Genomic DNA, 18,604 nt, shown 5'->3' with positions numbered 1-18,604 from the left:
AAGAGAAAGTAGATGCCATCACTGGGCGCGCGGACGCCTCCAGTCGTCAGTTCGGCCGGCGCGGGAGCCGGGTGGTCCGTGACCGCCACACGCAGATGACGGAGGTGGCGGTCCACACCAGGGGGACCGCCCACGGGATCCACCACATGAGCGCCGGCGAGACGGCCGCGGCCGCCAGCAGCGCGACGGTGACCGGCAGCACGACGTCGCGCCGGTACCGCCTCTGCCGCTCGCCGAGGACCTCTTCGACGATCTCGGCGACCCGGTCGTCGATGGTGTCCCCGTAGTGCACGAGGAACTGCTCGATGTCGTCGGTCATGTCCCCACGATGTCGCACCGGGCGGCGCCGGGTCGGCAGCGTGGACCCACCGGCCGGACGGGGGGTAAACCCTACCCCCGCTGGTGGGTTGTCCTCGCTGCTGACGGGTGGTCGGGTTGGGTACCGTCCCCTTGTCGAAACGAGGCGCGGACGGTGACCTGGTCGCCGCCCGCACTGTCCAGGAGAGCGGGTCTGAAGCAGTTGGCCGAGAACATCGCCGGCCGTGCCACCGGCAGAGCCCGGACGGACGCCCGGCCACCCCGCGAGGTGGTGCCGGGCAATCCGCTGCGCGCGCTGGCCTCCCCCGTGCTGTGGCGGGCGTCGATCCACCTGGCACTCGACGCTCTGGTGGCGCTGGCGGGACTGGCCGTGCTGGTCGTGCTGGTCGTCGCCGTCTGCCTGGCGCCGGCCGGCCTGGTGGGCCTGCCGGTCACGGTGGCCGCGGGGTGGGCGCTGTTCCGGCTGGCCGCCGTCGAGCGCGCCCGGTTCGCCGTGACCTGCGGGCTGGAGCTCGACGAGCTGCCGGCGCCGGTCAGTTCGTGGCGGCTGGTCAAGTCGCTGCAATCGCTCGTCCACAACCTCTGCACCTGGCGGCTGATCGGCTACTTCGTCCTGCTGCTGCCGGTGGCGGTGGTGACCGTGGTCGGGGTGGCGCTGACCTGGGCCGTGCCGCTGACCCTGGTGCTGCTTCCGGCCTACTACCGGGGCCTGCCCGGCGGGCAGGCCCAGATCGGGCCGTTCGTGGTGGACTCCCTGCCCCGGGCGCTGCTGGTCGCGGCGGTGGCACTGCTGGTCGGCACGGTGATCTCCCCGCTGATCGTCAAACTCCTGCTGGCGCTGGACACCGCGCTGGCCCGCGCACTGCTCTCCCGGCCCCGCGGCATGGAACTGGAGCAGCGGGTCATCGATCTGACGGAGAGTCGGGCCCGGGTGGTGGACGCCGCCGAGGCGGAGCGCAAACGGATCGAGCGGGACCTGCACGACGGTGCCCAGCAACGGCTGGTGGCGATCTCGATCACCCTGGGCCGGGCCAGCTCGCGGTTGAAGAAGTCCGGTGACCACGAGACCAACAAGCTGGTCGAGGACGTCCGGCGGGAAACCCTCAGCACCATCACCGAGTTGCGCAACCTGGCGCGCGGCCTGCACCCGCCGGTGCTGACCGACCGCGGCCTGGAGGCGTCGCTCTCCGCCGTCGCCGCGCTGGCTCCGGTGCCGGTGCGCCTCGACGTCCTGGTGGAGCCGCGCCCCAGTGCCGCCATCGAGGCGGTCGCCTACTTCACGGTGACCGAGGCGCTCACCAATGTGGCCAAGCACGCTCGTGCGACCCGCGCTTGGGTGGAGATCCGGCGGGAGGGTGCCCGGTTGGACGTTAAGGTCGGCGACGACGGGCGTGGCGGGGCCGACCTCGCGGCCGGCACGGGTCTGACCGGTCTGGCGGACCGGGTGTCCGGCGTGGACGGGCGGTTCCGGCTCAGCAGCCCGGTGGGTGGACCGACCGTGATCGAGGTGGAATTGCCATGCGGGTAGTGCTGGCCGAGGACTCCGCGCTGCTGCGCCAGGGCATCGAACTGCTGCTCAGCGAACAGGGCATCGAGGTGGTCGCCGCGGTCGGCGACGGGGAGCAACTCCTGCGCGCGGTGGCCGAACACCGGCCGGACGCCTGTGTGACGGACGTCCGGATGCCGCCCACCTTCCTGGACGAGGGCCTGCGCGCCGCACTGGCGGTACGCGCCCGCTGGCCGGAGACCGGCGTCCTGGTGCTCTCCCACTACGTCGAGGAGCGCTACGCCATCGACCTGGTCAACACCAATGACAACGGGGTCGGTTACCTGCTCAAGGACCGGGTGTCGGACGCCGAGGAGTTCGTGGACGCGCTGCGCCGGGTCGCCGCGGGCGAGACGGTCCTCGACCCGGAGGTGGTCAAGCAGTTGCTGGCCGGCAGCCGGCAGCGGGACCCGCTGTCCACCCTGACGCCGCGCGAGCGGGAGGTCCTCACGGCCATGGCGGAGGGCCGTTCCAACGCCGGGATCGCGGCCGACCTGGTGATCGGCACGGCGGCGGTGGAGAAGTACATCCGCAGCATCTTCGTGAAGTTCGACCTGCAGCAGGAGGCGGGGGACCACCGCCGCGTGCTCGCCGTTCTACGCTACCTGGGAGCTTGAGATCAGTACCGCACCGTGGAAGCGCCGCGGATTCCTCCTCGTGGGGCTGGCCGTCCTCGTCGTGGTCGTCACCGTGGCCAGTTGGACTGTGGTCGCCTCGCTCCCGGTGCACCACCCGTACAGCGGCAGCTGGCAGCAGGACGCGGCCGGCGCCGGCCGGGTGACGGTCCAGGCCGACGGGCTCGACGTGACGCTGGGTCAGGACGACTCCACGCAGGTCACGGTGGCCATGAGCGGCAGCTACACGGGCCGTGTCCCGCAGGTCTCCGTCGCCCGGTCCGGGGCGGACGTCACGGTCACCGCCGGCTGCTCCGACGACTGCTCGGGGCACCTGCGGATCACGGTGCCGTCCGGCCTGGCCGCGCAGGTGAGCACCGGGGACGCCGGGATCCGGGCGAAGGGCCTGACCGGCCGCCTGGACCTGACCACCGGGCTGGGCGGGGTCGAGGTGGACCAGTCGTCCGGCCCGCTGACCGTGCGGAGCACGTACGGCGCGGTGACCCTCGCCGACAGCAGCGCCCCGACCGCCGAGGTGACCACCACCGACGGCGCGGTCAGCGCCTCCTTCACGGCGGCACCCGCCTCCCTGGAGGTCACCACGGGCTACGGCGGCGTCGACCTCAAGGTGCCGCACGACGCCACCTACCACGTCGACGCGCAGAGCCCCTGGTCCCCGCCGAGCGTCTCCCTGCCGAACACCGCCACGGACGCCCCGCACAGCGTGGTGGTGAGGACCACGCGCGGCGACATCACGGTCCACTGAGCACACCCGTGCCGCGAACGACGGTGGCGCCCCCGGGATCTCCCGGGGGCGCCACCGTCGTTCGGGCGGTCAGCCGGCGACCCCCGGGCCTGACAGGTGGGTTATCCCTACCCCGGTTCGGTGGGCTGGCCACGTGTCAGGCCCGGCCGAACTCCGGTTGGCTGGAGGGCAGATGGACGGTGCGGCGCGGGTGCGCCGCCCCGCAGCATCCACCGCGCGGGCACCACCGCCCCACGCCGACGACCAACGTTGGAGAAGAACCATGCGCCACGCCTCCTCACCCCTGCGCGCCCCGTTCGGCAAGGCCGGCATCTGGGCCCTCGCGGGCGCCTCGGCCGCGGCCGCGGCCACCGCCTGGTGGGTGACCGACTCCGCACCGTACCCCTACGCGCAGCACCGACTGCTCGACCTGCCGCTGCCGTTCCTGTCCTGGGAGCGGCTGGCCGAGCAGCTCCAGCCGCTGCCGGGCGAGCGGATGCTGGAGATCGGTCCCGGCACCGGGCTGCAGTCGCTCCAGGTGGCGCCCCGGCTCGGTGCCGACGGCCGGCTGGACATCGTCGACATCCAGCAGGAGATGCTCGACCACGTGATGCGCCGGGCCGCCGGATCCGGCCTCGACACCATCGCCCCCACCCTGGCCGACGCGCGCGAACTCCCCTTCGACGACGCCACGTTCGACGCCGCCTACCTGGTCACCGCGCTGGGCGAGATCCCGGACGTCCCCGCCGCCCTGAGCGAGCTGCGCCGGGTCCTCAAGCCGACCGGCCGCCTGGTCGTCGGCGAGTTCTTCGACCGCCACCAGATCCGCCCGGCGGCCCTGGCCCGGCAGGCCAACGCCGTCGGCCTGCACGTCATCCGGCAGTCCGGACCGGCCCTGGCCTACTTCGCGCTGCTGCGTCCGTGCACCTCGGGCTCCGCCGACCGGCCGCACGCCGGTGCCGCGGACCGGTGCGCCGTCACCATCGACTCGTGATCGGGACCGGGGGGACCCTCATGAACAATTCCGTCATCCAGCGCGCGGCCGAGAGCGAGTGGGGCCCGTTCTACCGCCGGGCGCGCGCCCGGCTGCGGGCCAGGGGCGCCGCCGCACTGACCCTCACCGCGGTCTCCAGCTGCCTGGTGCTGCTGTTCGCGGCGGTCGACGAGTTCCCGAGCGGGGCGGCCTTCGTCTCCCGGATGGGCGTGGTCCGGGCCACCGAGCCGTGGGACGTCGCACTGCTGCGCTTCCCGGTCTCGATATTCGTGCCGGCCATCCACCTGCCCTGCTGGACCGCCGTGTTCCTGGTGGTCCTCGCCTTCGGCGCCGCCGAGCTGACCATCGGCCCGTGGCGCACGCTCGCCGTCGGGTACGCCTGCTCGCTGGTGGGCACCTGCTACGCGCGCTTCGGGGTGTCCCAGGCGCCCGGCCACCTGCTCCACCTGCCCGCCGCCTTCGCCCAGGTCCGGGACACCGGGCCGTCGGCGGCCGTGGTCGGGCTGGGCCTGCTGGTCGCCTGGCGGTTCGGGGCGCGCTGGACCGCGCTGGGCGTGGTGCTGCTGACGGCCGCGATCACGGCGGTGGACCCGGAGCTGGCGGGTTACGAACACATGGCCGCGCTGGTGACCGCCGCCTTGCTGCTGCTCGCGGACGGGGTCGCCCGCAGGCTGGCCGCCCGCGGTGCGCACGGCTCCGCCGCCGTGGCACCCCAGCGGGTGGCGTAGCCGACGACGGCCCGGACCGGTCGTACCGGTCCGGGCCGCTGCGTCGTGGGATCAGCGTCCCAGGGTGGTGTCGGCCGGGATGGTGCCGAGGCGGCCGGCCTGGAAGTCCTCCATGGCCTGCTGGAGCTCCCGGTGACTGTTCATCACGAACGGGCCGTAGTGGGCGACCGGCTCGCGGATCGGCAGGCCACCGAGCAGCACGACCTCGAAGTTCTCGCTGCGCGAGTCCTGCTGCTCGTCGGCGCGGATGGTGAGGCTGTCGCCCTCGCCGAAGACCACCGCCTGGCCCATGTGGAACGGGCGGCGCTCCTCGCCGGCCGAGCCGCTGCCGGCCATGCCGTAGGCGAGCGCGTTGAAGTCGGCCCGCCAGGGCAGGGTGACCTGGGCGCCGGGGTTCACCGACACGTGGATCATGGTGATCGGGGTGTGGGTGGCACCGGGGCCCTGGTGGCCGTCGATGTCGCCGGCGATCACCCGGACCAGCCCGCCGCCGTCGGCGGAGGCGAGCAGCTTGACGCTGTTGCCGCGGATGTCCTGGTACTTGGGCGCGATCATCTTGTCGGAGGCGGGCAGGTTCACCCACAGCTGGAGGCCGTGGAAGAGGCCGCCGGACAGCACCAGCGACTCGGGCGGGGTCTCGATGTGCAGCAGGCCCGAGCCGGCCGTCATCCACTGGGTGTCGCCGTCGGTGATGGTGCCGCCGCCGCCGTGCGAGTCCTGGTGGATGAAGGTGCCGTCGATGATGTAGGTGACGGTCTCGAAGCCCCGGTGCGGGTGCCACGGGGTGCCCTTGGGTTATGCCAGTTAGGGGAGTAGTACGATCCGGTTTTATGTCCACGACCTCGCAGCTCAGCGCCATGGACATCCATGCGGCCGTATACGCACGACAGTCCGACGCGCGGGAGAACGCCAGCGAGGTCTCGACCACGGTCCAGCGCGAGCAGGGCTACGCGGAAGCTGAGCGGCGGAGCGCGTCGAGCATCACCTACTACGAGGATCTCGGCATCTCGGCGTTCACCGGGGTGGAGCGTCCCGACTTCGAGAAGCTGCTGAAGGACTGCCGCGCCGGCAAGATCAACCTGCTGATCGTCTACTACATCAGCCGCTTGTCCCGCCTCGAGCCGGAAGACGCGATCCCGATCGTCGTCGAGCTGCTCGGCCTCGGCGTGACCATCGTCAGCGTCACCGAGGGCGAGTTCCGCAAGGGCAACCTGCTCGACCTGATCCACATGCTGATGCGGCTCGACCAGTCGCACAACGAGAGCAAGAACAAGAGCCAGGCCGTCCGGGAGGCGAAGGCGAAGGCCGAGAGCCTCGGCGGCTACCTCGGCGGGAAGCCGCCGTACGGGTTCGCCCTGCAGGAGGAGACCCGGTACACGGCTGACGACCGTCCGATCGCCATCCAGTTGCTCGTGCACAACCGGGACGAGGCCGAGGTGATCCGGCGGGTCTGGGCCACCATCAAGCAGCACATGGACGAGCCGTACGACCCGAAGAGCAAGCGTCATCCGGGCTCGCTGAACGGGATCGTCTCCGACATGAACAACGGGGACGAGCCGGTCCCGACCCGGGGTGCGGTGACCGGCAAGAAGACCAAGGACAGCGCCTGGGACCCGAAGACGCTGAAGCGGATCCTGCGGGACCCGCGGATCGCCGGCTTCGCGGCCGAGCCGATCTACAACGTGAAGGACGACGGCACCGCCACCAGCCAGGTGGAGAGCTATCGCATCCTCCGGGATCCGGGGACGATGCTCCCGCTGCAGCGGCACGAGCCGATCATCCCGTCGGCCGACTGGCACGAGCTGCAGACCTGGCTGGACAGCCGGGGGAGGGGCAAGGGCCTGTCCCGGGGGCAGTCGCTCCTCTCCGCCATGGACGTGCTCTTCTGCGAGTGCGGCTCGGTGAAGACCTCCCACGCCGACAGCGCCAAGCCCGTGAAGCGGTCGTACCGGTGCCGCCGCCGGAAGGTCCAGCCGGGCCAGCACCTCGGCGAGTGCACGATCAGCCAGGCGGCGCTGGATGACCACGTGGCCCGAAGCATCTTCGCGCTCCTACGGGAGGTCGAGCACGACCACGAGGCCCTGGCGGTCCTCGCCGAGGCGACCCGCCGGTTCGGCGTCGCCACCGAGTCGCCTGAGCGGGCTCGGGAACGGGCCGCTCTGATCGCCGACCGCGCGGATGCGGCGCGGGCGCTCGAAGAGCTCTACGACGACCGCAAGGCCGGCGGCTTCCGCAGCGACATCGGACGGCGTCGGTTCATCGCCGAGGAGGACGCGCTGGTGAACCTGCTGGAGGCCACCGAGGCGAGGCTCGCCGTCCTGGAAGAGGCCATCACCCCGGTCATCCCGATCGGCGAGTGGCTGCCCGAGGACCCGGCGGTCGACCCGATCGGGCCCGGGTCCTGGTGGCACGGCACGCCGATCGACGGCCAGCGGACGTTCGTCAGGCTCTTCGTCGACCGGATCACCGTGTCCAAGTCCGAGCAGCGGGGCGGACGAGGGCCAGTGCATCAACGAGTAAGGATCGACTTCGCCAAGCGGCAGGAGACAGCCGAGAACGGTGAAGGCCAGCGCGTGGTGTGACGAGCGCTGGAAAGCAGAGCAGGCCCCAAGCCGAGACGCCTGGGGCCTGCTCTGTATGCGGTTCTAGCTCCACGGCCCGATGACGTTGAGCCTCGGCCTCCGGAAGGACACGTCAGCGCTACCGGCGACCGTGACCGTGACGAGGTCGAGCGAGAGCTCGCAGAGCGCCTCGCCCACGACGCTGGAGAGCTTGGTCCGGATGTCGCCTGCCTCGTCTGCGAGCATCCGCGAGGGCGAGCTGAACTCGAACCACCCGAGGCTGTAGTGGTCCGCCAGGCGGAATGTCACGGTGGTCTCAGGCTGCGGCGCCCGCAGCACCTTGGCGAGGGCGACCCGTTCCTTGGCAGAGTCGGGACAGCCGCACGGAGTTCCCTGGACCTTGGCCGGAGTCAGGAATCGGGCGCCGTCGCAGTGGTGGAGGACTCCCTTCGGACCCCACAGCCGCATCTCGGTCGAGATGGAGTGTGGGCCGTCGAGAATGACGCGGACGACGTGGGAGGTGGTGAGTACCTCGGCCGTCTGGTCGCCGACTGCTGCTGTACCGCCCAGGAGGCGGCCGACTGCGATGGCTACCTCCGAACTCGTGCTGGATACCCGCCACTGGGGGAGCGACTCGGGGCGGTTGTCCACCCGGCGGCCGGCGTGGAACCTTCCGACGGGTGGAGGCACCACAGTGGGGTGCAGCCTGTCTGCACCGGAGCCGGGCGCGGACACGATGGTGGAGTGGGACGTCCGCGCGAGGGCGGTTGGGGGCATGGATCTCCTGTCTGGCGGCTGGCTCCTTGCAGTCGGGCAGAACTGGGAGCCGGTGACGTGCGCTCGGGATGGGGTGGGGTTCGCTCCGGATCGGGGAGCGGTGAGACGAGCCGGGCAAGGGGCAGCGTCGGGAAGCCGGCCAGGCGTCAGAAGGCGTGGCGGCGGGGAAGCCGCGCCGCAGCGGCAGGGCGGGTGGTGGTCCCCGGTGGCTGGGGCAGCTGGGGGAGACCGTCAGCTCGGTCTGGGGAGCGAGGTGGTGGGTGCCGGCGGCAGGCTGATGCGCAGGGGAAGTGCGGGCGGCACGGGGTTCCTTTCTCACCGGCTGGCCGTGGGGTTGTGGCCTGTTGCCGGTGTCGGTGCAGCGCGGACGGGCTGGCGGGTTGGCGTGTCGGGGACAGTAGCTCGGCATTCCGGCCGCACCAAGCAACAGGTGGCCGACCAGGGGTGGGCACTCTAGGCGGTGGTCGGCCGAAGGCCTAAAACGATCTTGAGCGCGGTTGAGTCGGTGGAGCAGAGCCCTCGGTGATCGGCTGGGTCATGTCCCTATCGGAGAAGCCGGCAGGCAGGCTGAGGAGTTCCTCCAGCGGCAGGTCGAAGCCATGGAAGTCGGTCGTCATTCGCATCCCCAGCCGAGCTTTTTTGCCATCGGCCGGTCGATAGGTACCGTCAGCCGCCGCACTTCACGTCGAGAATCTGGAGCCCGTCACGCCCCGCCGTACCAGAAGCTGCCAGGGACTGCCGCACCCTGAGCCAGGGCCGTCTGGCCATTGACCTGTTCGCCCGTCCCCGTCCCCGGTCCCGGATGGTCAGTCAAGGCAGCCGCCAATTCTGAGCGGCCCGCCCGGGTCGGAGGGGACGACTTCGGTGGACTGGTCCGTCCCCGCGGTCAGAACGGTTTGGTCCGTTCCGCAGTCCCCCGCTGAGCCGGTCCCCCGGTCCCTCCGGCGTGAGCGGAAGCGGTTCGTTCGGTGGGGCCCACTGCCGCCCTCGCCCAGCCCGGTTCAGCCGGGCGACCGGCCTGACCGACGGGCTTACCGGGGTGACCGATCGGGGACCGGTCACCGGTCGGTCACCTCGGTCACCGGTCTTCTGCCGATGCGCGGAAGTCGGTTGACCGGTCGTCCCCTTGGGGACCGGTGCCCGTCCCGGTAGGGGACCGGTCCCGGAAACCGCCCGTCTTTATCAGCGATGTCCGGCATCGCCAAGCCCCGGTACCGCCTCGATACTGCCCCGTCCCCGTCCCCGTCCCCGTCCCCGTCCCCGTCCCCGTCCCCGTCCCCGTCCCCGTCCCCGTCCCGCTCCCCGTCCACGCCCCGGTCCCCCGTCCCCGGTCCCCGGTCCCCCGTCCCAGGGGACCGGTCCCCTGAACGCCAGTCCCAAGGAGTACCCCTGACTGCCGCCCGTCCCGTACCGCACGCCCAGCCCGCCGATGCCGTAACCTCCGAGAACTACAAGGCTGTTGACCTCCTCCACCTCAACAGCGGAGCAAGCGAGTGCGTACGAGGCCCCTACGGGGCCACGTACGCGGACGTCCACGCCCAGGGGGGCGTGGACGTGCCGGTGCTGCCGAGGGCGGCAGCACCGGAGCTTCACCGCGAGGGCGCGGCGAAGCAGGAGAAGCCCGTCGTCGACCCGCCTGAGCCTGCTCGTGCTGCGCCTGTCAACGCCCGTCCTCCCAAGCGCCGCCGACGTGACAACGACGACCCGAAGACGAAGAAGGTCGGCTTCCGCTGCACCGAAGAGCAGAAGACGCGCGTCGAGCAGTTGGCCGCCGCAGCCGAGCTGACCGTGGCCGACTACCTGGAGCGCCGGGCCCTGGCTCCTGGCGGCGCCGGCGCGGCGACCCGTGACGAGCAGGTGGACAAGGCCGTGCAGGCCCTCGACGCCACCCGGTTCCAGCTCGCCAAGGTGGGCGTCAACCTCAACCAGATCGCCTTTCAGCTCAACGCCCACCTCGGCGTCGACCATGGCTCCGCGCAGGCCACCCTGGCAGCCGCCGCGCACCTGGTGGCCGAAACGAGGCGTGCCGTCGCCGAGGTCGACGCCTCGGCGATGCGCTTGGCGAAGGCCGGCCGGGGGTGATCACCACCGCCCGCTCGGGCCGCAACACCCTCAAGGCGCTGGAGTACCTGTACGGTCCGGGACGGCGCAACGAGCACACCGACCCGCACCTCGTCGCGTCCTGGGACGGCTTCGCCCCCGACCCGGGCCGCGACGGCGAGGCCACCCTCGCACAGCTGCGTGACGCCCTGGACCTGCACGTCGTGCGCTACGGCAGGCCGATCAAGCAGCACGTCTACCACCGCATGGTCCGCGCCGACCCCACCGACCGGAACCTGACCGACCAGGAGTGGGCGGATATCGCCCGCCGGACCGTGGCCGCCGCCGGCATCGCCCCCGACGGCGACCCGGACGGCTGCCGGTGGGTCGCCGTGCACCACGGCGACAACCACATCCACATCCTCGCCACCGTGGTCCGCGCCGACCTGACCCAGGCCCGCCTGCGCGGCGACCAGTACCGCGCCGAGGCCGAACTCACCACGATCGAGCGCGGCTACGGGCTCAAGGACCTGTCCGACACCCGGACCCCGGCCTACCGGGCCGCGATCCCCAAGCGCGCCAAGAGCGGCGAGCTGCGCAAGGCCCAGCGCCTAGGCCGGGAGGACTCCGAGCGCGAGCGCCTGCGCATCGGGGTTCGCCGGGCACTGGCCGGCGCCGCCGACCAGGAGGAGTTCCTCGCCCGCCTCGCCCTGGCCCGCATCCAGGTCGAGATCCGCCGCCTGCCCTCCGGCGACGCCCAGGGCTACAAGTTCGCCCTGCCCACCAGAGAACCGGGAGGCCCGGTGTGGTTCTCCGGCAGCCAGCTCGCCGCCGACCTCACCCTGCCCAAGATCCGCGAACGCTTCACCACCGGCCTCGACCACCCCAACCCCACCCGCCCCGGCGACCAGGCGAACCCGGCCACGGCCCGGTACCGGACCAGCACCACCACCGACCACGCCGCCGCCACCCTCGACGACCAGCCCCTCCCCGGCCAGGTCGCCGCCGTCGTCGCCGGCACCATCGAGGTCCTCGACACCCTCGCCCTCACCAGCCCGACCCTGTCCCGACGGGAGATCAACCAGGCCGCCCGCGCCCTCGAATACACCGCCATCGCCCGCACCCGCGCCGCCCGCACCGAGGTCCGCGCGATGCGCTCGGCCGCCCGCGAACTCCTCTACGCGGGCCCCGCCGGCAGCCAGGCCCCCGACGGCACGGCCGCCGCGACGATGCTCGCCAGCCTGGTCCTGCTCGCGATCGTCATCGCCAAATGGCACACCGCCCAAGGCCACCAGCGCCAAGCCGAAGCCGCCCACACCGCCGCAGCCCACCTGCGCACCGCCTACGGCCGCCACGCCGCACGCCCCCTCGCCCTCCTCGACACCCAGGGCCGCCAACTCCCCACCCCGGACTGCGACCGGCACGAGACCGCGGTCCGCCAGGCGCTGCCCGCCGACCAGGCCGCTCGCATCCTCGCCGAGGCGGACTGGGCGGCACTCGCCGCCACCCTCACCGAAGCCGAGCAGGCAGGCCACGACCCCGCCACCCTGCTCACCCACGCCGCAGGCCGACGCGAACTCGCCACCGCCGACTCCCCAGCAGCCGTCCTCACCTGGCGCATCCGCCGCAACACCCGACTGCCCGACCCCACCCGCCCGCTCACAGCCGAAGAGCAGCGCGCCAACGCAGCCCTTGCCCGCACCACCACCCACCGCCCCACCACACCAGCACCCACCCCCGCGCCAACACCGGCACTCCCCGCACCGGAACAGGCACGCCGCGCACGGTGACAAGCGACGGGGCATAGCCTCACCGGTCCCACTCACTGATTTCGCCGGAGAATTGCCACCGGAGTCTCCGGAAACCCGCCGGGATTATCCGGGAGGAATCGGTTGGTCCGGCCTGCCGTCAACCGGCTTGGAAGAGCATTCGATGTCGACTCGATGTCCTTCTTGCCGTGAGGGGTCCATTTCGGTGCCGAGTGTCGTATGGTCCGTCGTCCCCCCGCCAAGGCGAAAGGACTGCATGACCGACTACGACCACGACTTCTACGACCCTGCTGCTGAATTCGCCCCCACGACGATCTTCGCCGTCCCGCACCCCGCCGAACTCGACCCCCGCGGCACCGTCATCACCTGCGCCCAATGCGGCGCCCGCCGCGACTGGCTCCTCCTCGCCGTCCGCGACCTCGTCTTCGTCCGCTGCCGCTGCGCTTACGAATGGCACGAGCCGGACCTCGCCCGCGCCGACTTCGACTCGCACTTCACGGCACCCGAGCGCCGCTGGGAGAGCTCCGAGGACGCCATGAGAGCCCTCGGCTTCGACGGCCTCCTTGCCGGCACCACCTGGAACCTCGGCTGAGACCCGTGCCGCTCCTGCCGCTCCGATTCCGGAAAGCCATGCTGCCGGGATCGGAGCGGGTGGCTCCTGCTGAGACTGGATAATCGACGGGACATTCACCCGGCGAACCGCTCTCTAAGTCCGGACGAGCCCACGATGAATGTGATGGTGATCGCTAGACGATCCCGTGGATCTTCGAACGGTGCGTGTGCTACGTTCCGTGGTCCAATCGAAAATAGGCGACCCCGGCGGTGCTGGAACACCCCGGGGTCCGGCAACAGGAGCTGGAACTCCCGATGCGCGTCCATCGTACCGAACACGCGCGGCACTTCACCGTGCTGCCCAATTCCGTGCTGCAGTGCCGGCGGCTGTCCTTCACCGCCCGCGGCCTGCTCGCCGACCTCCTCTCCCGTCCAGACGGCTGGCGCGAGAACGCCCAGCACATGGCCGACACCAGCCCCCAGGGCCGCAGTGCGGTCCGCAAGGCGCTCAAGGAGCTGACCGAGGCCGGCTTCTACCGGGTCGAGAAGATCCGCATGCCCGACGGCACGATTCGCAGCGAGGCCCACGTCTACGACACCCCGCAGCTCGCGCTGCCGGGTGTCACCCGTCCGGCGTCCGGTGGAGCGACCACCGGTGGTCCTGACGTCCCTGTAGTAAAGAACCTGGTCAAAGAACCCACCCACCCTGCCGACGGTCAGCAGACCGCTGACGAGGCGGGCGGGGAACCGGGAGGGCGGGAGGGGGAGAACCGCGAGATCGAGCAGGCTCCGCCGATACCGGATGCGCAGACCCGCAGGGCCGTCGCCACGTTGTTCCGAGTGATCCGGTGTGAGCCGCGTCTGCACCTCGGCGAGGCCGAAGCCCGCTCCCTTGCCCCGCTGGTCGCCCAGTGGCTGGCCCGAGGCGCCACCCCCGCTGATCTCGCCGCTGCCCTACTCCCCGGGCTGCCCGCCCAACTTCACGCCCCGGCAGCGATGCTCCGCAACCGCCTGGAGCGCAAGATGCCGCCCGCCGTGGGCCCTGCGCAGCCGCTGACGGCCCGGTACGCCGAGTGCGCCAAGTGCCACGACCCCGTGCCCCAGCCCGGCATCTGCCGCGCCTGTGCAGGCCTGGTGCCGCGCCAGATCGCGGTCGGCGGAGGCGAAGCCGTCACCCGCAACGGCGCCGCACGCGCCCGAGTCGCCCTCCGTGCTGCGAAGACCATGGGGCTGCAGGTGAGTGCCCTGGCGACAGGGTGATCCGGCTCGTTGGCGCGGGGCACCTGACCGTCCCGCAACGAACGGGCCGTGGTGGACCGGGAGCACAGGCCTGCCACCGGCGCACCGATTCCCGTCGGCGAGCGGCTCCTTCAGGGTACGGTTGCGCCTTGTAGTGGATTGATCACGGGATTCGGGGTGTCCAGTGATGGAGATCGACAAGATCATCGGCCAGCGCGTCGAGAGGGGAAGACGGCGGCGGGGGTGGCAGCAGCGGCAGCTCGGGGCCGAGGTGGGGCGGTCGGAGTCCTGGGTCGGGCAGGTGGAACGCGGCGTCCTCTCGCTGGACAGCGTCAGTCTGGCGGAACGGCTTGCCCGCGTCTTGGGGATGACGGTTGATCACATCCTGGCGTTCGATATTCGCTACCCGGACGCTGTTGTGGTAGCACAGTCAGGCAGATCACCGGCGGTCACCCCGCCTCCGGCCCGCGCGAAGGCGCCTGAAGCGGAAAGCCCTGAGACCGTGCTCCGACGTACCTTCACCCTCGGCTCGCTCGTCGGCATGACCACAGCCTTCACCGCCCTCTCGCCGGACGCCGAGGCTCAGGCCGCCAGACCCGGTGCTCCCGTGGACCAGTCGGTGGTGGACGAGCTGAGGTCGATCGGTGCGTCATATCGGCGCTCCTACAAGAGCTTCCCGGCGTCCAGCCTGGTGCCGGTGGCCCACCACCAGATCCAGCTGGTCACCTCGCTCCGGCCGAAGGACCAGCCGGCCGCCGTTCGGAACTCGCTGCTGGCCCACATGGCGGAGATGGCCGCGCTGGCCGCGATCCTGCTCTCCCTCGACCTCGGGGACCAGGAGCAGTCCGACGCCTACACCGACTTCGGATACCGGATCGCGAAGGAGATTCAGAGCCCCGAGCTGTGCGCCCTGCTGCTCGGCGGCCAGGCCTTCCGCACGTCCTACGGCGGCGACCCCGACGGCGGCCTGGACTACGCCCTGGCCGCGGTGGACGCCGCCGAGCGTGGTGCCTCGGCCCGGATGCGGGCCTGGACGCACGCGGTGGCCTCCGAGATGTACTCCTCCACCCGGGACGAACACGGCTTCCGCTCCTCCCTGGAGGAGTCCCGCACCGTGCTGTCCGGGCCGATGGACGACGAACGCTGGGGCGGTATCTCCTGGTTCGACGAGTCCAAGGCGGCGGCATACGAGGGCAGTGACCTGATCAGGCTCGGCAAGTACGACGAGGCCCTGCCCTCTCTCGACCAGGCGATCGACCGGCTCGGCCCGGAGATGCTGCGGCACCGCTGCACCGCCTACTTGGCCCGCGCCGAGGCACACGCCGGCGCCGGGCACGTCGACGCTGCCTGCCAGGACGGCCACGCCGCGCTCGACCTGGTCACCCGGATTCAGCACCGCGAGACCCTGCGGAGGGTCGGCGAGCTGCACCGTCAGCTGCGGTCGGCGAAGACCGCCTCCACGAGGAGCCTGGGCGAGCACCTGATCGACACCCGGTCCGCGCTGGCGGCGTGAGGCGCGGCCTGACGGCACCAGGCGGCCGGGCCCGGAGCAGGAGCACCGCAGACTGATGGTCGTCAGAGACTGCTTCTCAGCTCGATGCCCGCGCGTGCGGGTCTATGCCTATGCGTCGGACCCGGCCGAGGTCCGACTCTACGCGGCTTTCGTGCGGCTGTGATGCGCTTCCCGACGCGTGACGCCAGGTCAGACCATCTCCGGCTGACTGTGGTTCAGACCGACCCGCAGCCGGGCTGCGGGCCCGCAATCCGCCTGCGTATCCGATCTTGAGTGGGGCGGCATCGTGGTGTCCGAGCCGCCCCGCGAGCCACGGGCCCACGCATCCCGGGGCGGCTGGGCACGTCGCAACCCCTGCCGCGCGAAGCGGCAGCCTCAGCCACCCAGCGAAGGAACCGACATGGCACCGACACAGCTCATCCCCGCATCCCTGAAGGACGTCGACCTGCTTGACCTCGACGTCACGGTGACCGCCGAGGCCGGCGCCGAGGCGCGGCCCGTCGCGTGCGGCTCGTCCGACGGCTGCGGGGCCTCCTGCGCGTCGGCGTGCATCAGCGCGGTCTGACCAGCCATCAGCCCGGGGCCGGGAGGCACCAGCCTTCCGACCCCGGCCGACCCCGTCTCACGGCGGGCGCACGACGCGCCCCCGAGCGGGGTGCTCCCCAGCTTCTGCACGACCCGATCGGCGGAGGAACGGATGCACACCCCCTACCGGCACACCGGCGCCGCCCTCCTGCGCGCCGCTGCCGCACCACTGGCTGCCACGCCCACCTGGTGGCCGGACCCGAACAACACCGCCCAGTGCCGCACCTGGCTGGCCGAGGTCTGGACCCGGCCCGGCTTCGCCGCCGCGGTCCGGGAGGCCACCGGCGGCCTGGCGGACCGGATCGAGGACCTCGTGAACGGCCGCCCGGTCCCCGACAAGCAGGTCCGCCGGGCGGCCCTGTCCGCCGCCCGCTACCTCCTGCGGTTCACCGGCCGCCCCACCCCCTTCGGCCTGTTCGCCGGCGTCGCCAGCGCCTCGCTCGGGCCGGGCACCACGGTCGAGTGGGGAGACGGGCACCGCCCGGTCGCCCGGGTGGACACCGAGTGGCTGGCCAGCATCATCGAAGCCCTGGAGTCCTACCCCGAGTTGCTGGACCGGCTCGACGTGGTCTTCAACAACCTCGCCGCCGAGCGGGGGAGCCGGCTGCAGGTCCCACGAGGCGGCTCGAACCGGGTCAGCGTCCGGCACAACGCCGTGATCCGCTTCGTCCAGCAGAACGCGTCCGACCCGGTGCCCTTCGCCGTGCTGGCCGAGCGGCTGACCACCGCCGTCGGTCAGGACCCGGCGAAGGTCAGCGCGATGCTCACCGAACTCGTTCGCCGCGGCTTCCTGATCACCGCATTGCGGGCCCCGCTGACCGTCACCGATCCCCTCGGCCACCTCCTCGACCAACTGCACGACGCCAAGGCCGACACCCTGCCCGTCACCGCCCAGCTGGTGCGCGACCTGGAGACCGTCCACGCGGAACTGCACGCCCACAACCGGGCCGAGCTCGGCAGCGCTCTCGCCGAAGCCCGCCGAGCCGTCCGCGACCGGATGCGAAGCCTGTCCGGAGCCGGGCGGACACTGCTGGCCCTGGACCTGCTCCTCGACTGCGACGTCCGGTTACCCGACGCCGTGGCCACCGAGTTGGAGCGGGCCGCCGGCGCCCTGCTGCAGCTGACCCGCGAGCCCTCGGGCGAGGCGGTCTGGCGGGACTACCACCGCGCCTTCTGGGAGAGGTACAGCACCGGCACGCTGGTGCCGCTGACCGAACTGGTCGACCCGGCAACCGGGCTCGGATTCCCTGCCCAGTACCCGGGCAGCACCCTGCCGGAGCCGGTCATCGAGCCGTCGCGCCGTGACGAACGGCTCCTCGCCCTCGCCTGGCAGGCCGTGGCCCAGGGCAGCAGGGAGATCGTCCTCACCGACGAGGCCATCGACGCCCTCACCGAGGGCCGCCGCGTGGACTCCTGGTTCGCACCGCCCCACGTGGAGATGGCCGCCCGGGTCCAGGCCGCGGACACCGACGCGCTCGACCGGGGTGAGTTCACCCTGACGGTCTCCCCGGCCCGCTCGGCCGGCACGCTCACCTCCCGGTTCAGCCCCGCCGCCACCGGCACCAACCTGGCAGCGGTCTACCGCACCGTCCCGACCCTGGTCGAGGGCGCCCTGCCCGTCCAGCTCTCCTTCCCGGCCCTGTACGCGCATGCCGAGAACATCGCCCGCATCCCCGCCTACCTGCCGCACGTCATCGCGCTGGGCGAGCACCGCCCGCCCGGCCGAGCGGAGGCGATCGGGCTCGACGACCTCGCGGTCACCGCGACCCGCGACCGCCTGTTCCTGGTCAGCATGTCCCGCCGGCAGGTCGTCGAGCCGCAGGTGTTCCACGCGGTCGCGCTCGACAAGCAGGCCCCGCCCCTGGCCCGGTTCCTGGCCCATCTGTCCCGCGCGTTCGCCCCGGCCTGGACCGGCCTCGACTGGGGTCCGACCGCTGCCACGCTGCCGTTCCTGCCGCGGGTCCGGTACGGGCGCTGCGTGCTGACCCCGGCCCGCTGGCGACTTACGCGGGCCGACGCGGCCGACCTGGACGCCTGGCGCAGCCGCTGGCACTGCCCACAGGTGGTGGACCTGCGCGACGACGACCGCACCCTGCGCCTAGACCTCACCATCCCGGCCCACACTGCCCTCCTTGCAGCCGAGTTGGCCAAGCGCGGCACCGCGACCCTGACCGAGCCGCCCGCCGAAGAAGGGCTCGGCTGGATCGGCGGGCACACCCACGAGGTCGCCCTGCCCTTGACCGCCTCCGGCCCCCAGCTCCCGTCACCGCTGATCGGCTCGCTGCCCCGCCTGGCCACCCGCACCCACGGCCACCAGCCCGGCAGCGACGCAGTCCGCTGGCTGAACGCGAAGATCCACACCCACCCCGAGGTGCTGACCGAGATCATCGCCGACCACCTGCCCAAGCTCCTGGCCGTCCTCGACGAACCCGCCTTCTGGTTCGTCCGCTACCGCTCCCCGAACGAGAGCGACCACCTGCGCCTGCGCCTTCGAGTCACCGGCTCTGGTCGGCAGGCGGCGTTCGCTCGCGAAATCGGCGAGTGGACCGAGCACCTGCGGCACGACCCTCTCTGTCAGCCTTGGGTGAGACATCCCGCTTTGTCGGGTTAGCCTGAGAGGGCC

Annotated in this window: 15 protein-coding genes and 1 pseudogene; 13 read left to right on the top strand and 3 right to left on the bottom strand. The window is 71.9% G+C overall.

Annotated elements, in window-relative coordinates; translation table 11 throughout:
- Nucleotides 1–46: 46 nt before the first annotated feature.
- The gene (locus FHX73_RS12105; protein WP_145905012.1) at nucleotides 47–319 is read right to left on the bottom strand and encodes a hypothetical protein; all 273 of its coding nucleotides are present in this window, start codon (nucleotides 317–319) and stop codon (nucleotides 47–49) included.
- A 153-nt stretch (nucleotides 320–472) separates the two neighbouring features.
- On the opposite strand from FHX73_RS12105, the gene FHX73_RS12100 reads away from it, so the two are divergent.
- From FHX73_RS12100 to FHX73_RS44590, 5 genes are all read left to right on the top strand, one after another.
- Complete coding sequence (locus tag FHX73_RS12100; RefSeq protein WP_246213480.1) at nucleotides 473–1,846, top strand: sensor histidine kinase; 1,374 nt, start codon at nucleotides 473–475, stop codon at nucleotides 1,844–1,846.
- On the top strand, nucleotides 1,837–2,481 hold the full coding sequence (locus FHX73_RS12095; RefSeq protein WP_033826106.1) for a response regulator transcription factor: 645 nt from the start codon (nucleotides 1,837–1,839) through the stop codon (nucleotides 2,479–2,481). The genes FHX73_RS12100 and FHX73_RS12095 overlap by 10 nt, the downstream gene beginning before the upstream one ends.
- A 40-nt stretch (nucleotides 2,482–2,521) precedes the next feature.
- Nucleotides 2,522–3,244 (top strand): DUF4097 family beta strand repeat-containing protein, encoded by a 723-nt coding sequence (locus FHX73_RS12090; protein WP_145905010.1) that lies wholly within the window; start codon nucleotides 2,522–2,524, stop codon nucleotides 3,242–3,244.
- 262 nt (nucleotides 3,245–3,506) lie between these two features.
- Nucleotides 3,507–4,217, top strand: coding sequence for a class I SAM-dependent methyltransferase (locus FHX73_RS12085; protein WP_145905009.1), 711 nt, complete (start codon nucleotides 3,507–3,509; stop codon nucleotides 4,215–4,217).
- A gap of 20 nt (nucleotides 4,218–4,237) precedes the next feature.
- A complete protein-coding gene (locus tag FHX73_RS44590; RefSeq protein ID WP_170304895.1) occupies nucleotides 4,238–4,945 on the top strand; it encodes a hypothetical protein in 708 nt (235 codons plus the stop codon).
- A gap of 51 nt (nucleotides 4,946–4,996) precedes the next feature.
- Here FHX73_RS44590 and FHX73_RS12075 read toward each other — a convergent pair.
- Nucleotides 4,997–5,740, bottom strand: a pseudogene (locus tag FHX73_RS12075) (pirin family protein); the annotation flags it as partial.
- 35 nt (nucleotides 5,741–5,775) lie between these two features.
- Here FHX73_RS12075 and FHX73_RS12070 point away from each other — a divergent pair.
- The gene (locus FHX73_RS12070; protein WP_246213479.1) at nucleotides 5,776–7,527 is read left to right on the top strand and encodes a recombinase family protein; all 1,752 of its coding nucleotides are present in this window, start codon (nucleotides 5,776–5,778) and stop codon (nucleotides 7,525–7,527) included.
- A gap of 63 nt (nucleotides 7,528–7,590) precedes the next feature.
- Here the strand turns inward: FHX73_RS12070 and FHX73_RS12065 are convergent, their stop codons facing one another.
- On the bottom strand, nucleotides 7,591–8,283 hold the full coding sequence (locus FHX73_RS12065; RefSeq protein ID WP_145905008.1) for a recombination directionality factor: 693 nt from the start codon (nucleotides 8,281–8,283) through the stop codon (nucleotides 7,591–7,593).
- A 1,548-nt stretch (nucleotides 8,284–9,831) separates the two neighbouring features.
- On the opposite strand from FHX73_RS12065, the gene FHX73_RS45560 reads away from it, so the two are divergent.
- From FHX73_RS45560 to FHX73_RS12030, 7 genes are all read left to right on the top strand, one after another.
- On the top strand, nucleotides 9,832–10,365 hold the full coding sequence (locus FHX73_RS45560) for a plasmid mobilization protein (RefSeq protein ID WP_211786177.1): 534 nt from the start codon (nucleotides 9,832–9,834) through the stop codon (nucleotides 10,363–10,365).
- The gene (locus FHX73_RS12055; protein ID WP_145905006.1) at nucleotides 10,362–12,113 is read left to right on the top strand and encodes a relaxase/mobilization nuclease domain-containing protein; all 1,752 of its coding nucleotides are present in this window, start codon (nucleotides 10,362–10,364) and stop codon (nucleotides 12,111–12,113) included. The genes FHX73_RS45560 and FHX73_RS12055 overlap by 4 nt, the downstream gene beginning before the upstream one ends.
- 235 nt (nucleotides 12,114–12,348) lie before the next feature.
- On the top strand, nucleotides 12,349–12,684 hold the full coding sequence (locus FHX73_RS44585) for a hypothetical protein (RefSeq protein WP_170304894.1): 336 nt from the start codon (nucleotides 12,349–12,351) through the stop codon (nucleotides 12,682–12,684).
- 275 nt (nucleotides 12,685–12,959) lie between these two features.
- Nucleotides 12,960–13,904 (top strand): hypothetical protein, encoded by a 945-nt coding sequence (locus FHX73_RS12045; protein ID WP_145905005.1) that lies wholly within the window; start codon nucleotides 12,960–12,962, stop codon nucleotides 13,902–13,904.
- Nucleotides 13,905–14,070: 166 nt separating this feature from the next.
- Nucleotides 14,071–15,396: an NsdA family TPR-like regulatory protein gene (locus FHX73_RS12040; RefSeq protein WP_145905004.1), complete on the top strand. Its 1,326-nt coding sequence runs from the start codon at nucleotides 14,071–14,073 to the stop codon at nucleotides 15,394–15,396.
- Between the two features lie 400 nt (nucleotides 15,397–15,796).
- Nucleotides 15,797–15,961 carry an FxLD family lanthipeptide gene (fxlA, locus tag FHX73_RS12035; RefSeq protein ID WP_145905003.1) on the top strand — a complete coding sequence of 55 codons (165 nt, stop codon included), beginning with the start codon at nucleotides 15,797–15,799 and terminating at the stop codon, nucleotides 15,959–15,961.
- 132 nt (nucleotides 15,962–16,093) lie between these two features.
- A complete protein-coding gene (locus tag FHX73_RS12030) occupies nucleotides 16,094–18,592 on the top strand; it encodes a lantibiotic dehydratase (RefSeq protein ID WP_145905002.1) in 2,499 nt (832 codons plus the stop codon).
- The last annotated feature ends 12 nt before the right edge of the window (nucleotides 18,593–18,604 follow it).

It is taken from the genome of Kitasatospora viridis, assembly GCF_007829815.1.
Taxonomy (GTDB): domain Bacteria; phylum Actinomycetota; class Actinomycetes; order Streptomycetales; family Streptomycetaceae; genus Kitasatospora; species Kitasatospora viridis.
This window is presented reverse-complemented; position numbering and strand designations above follow the sequence as displayed.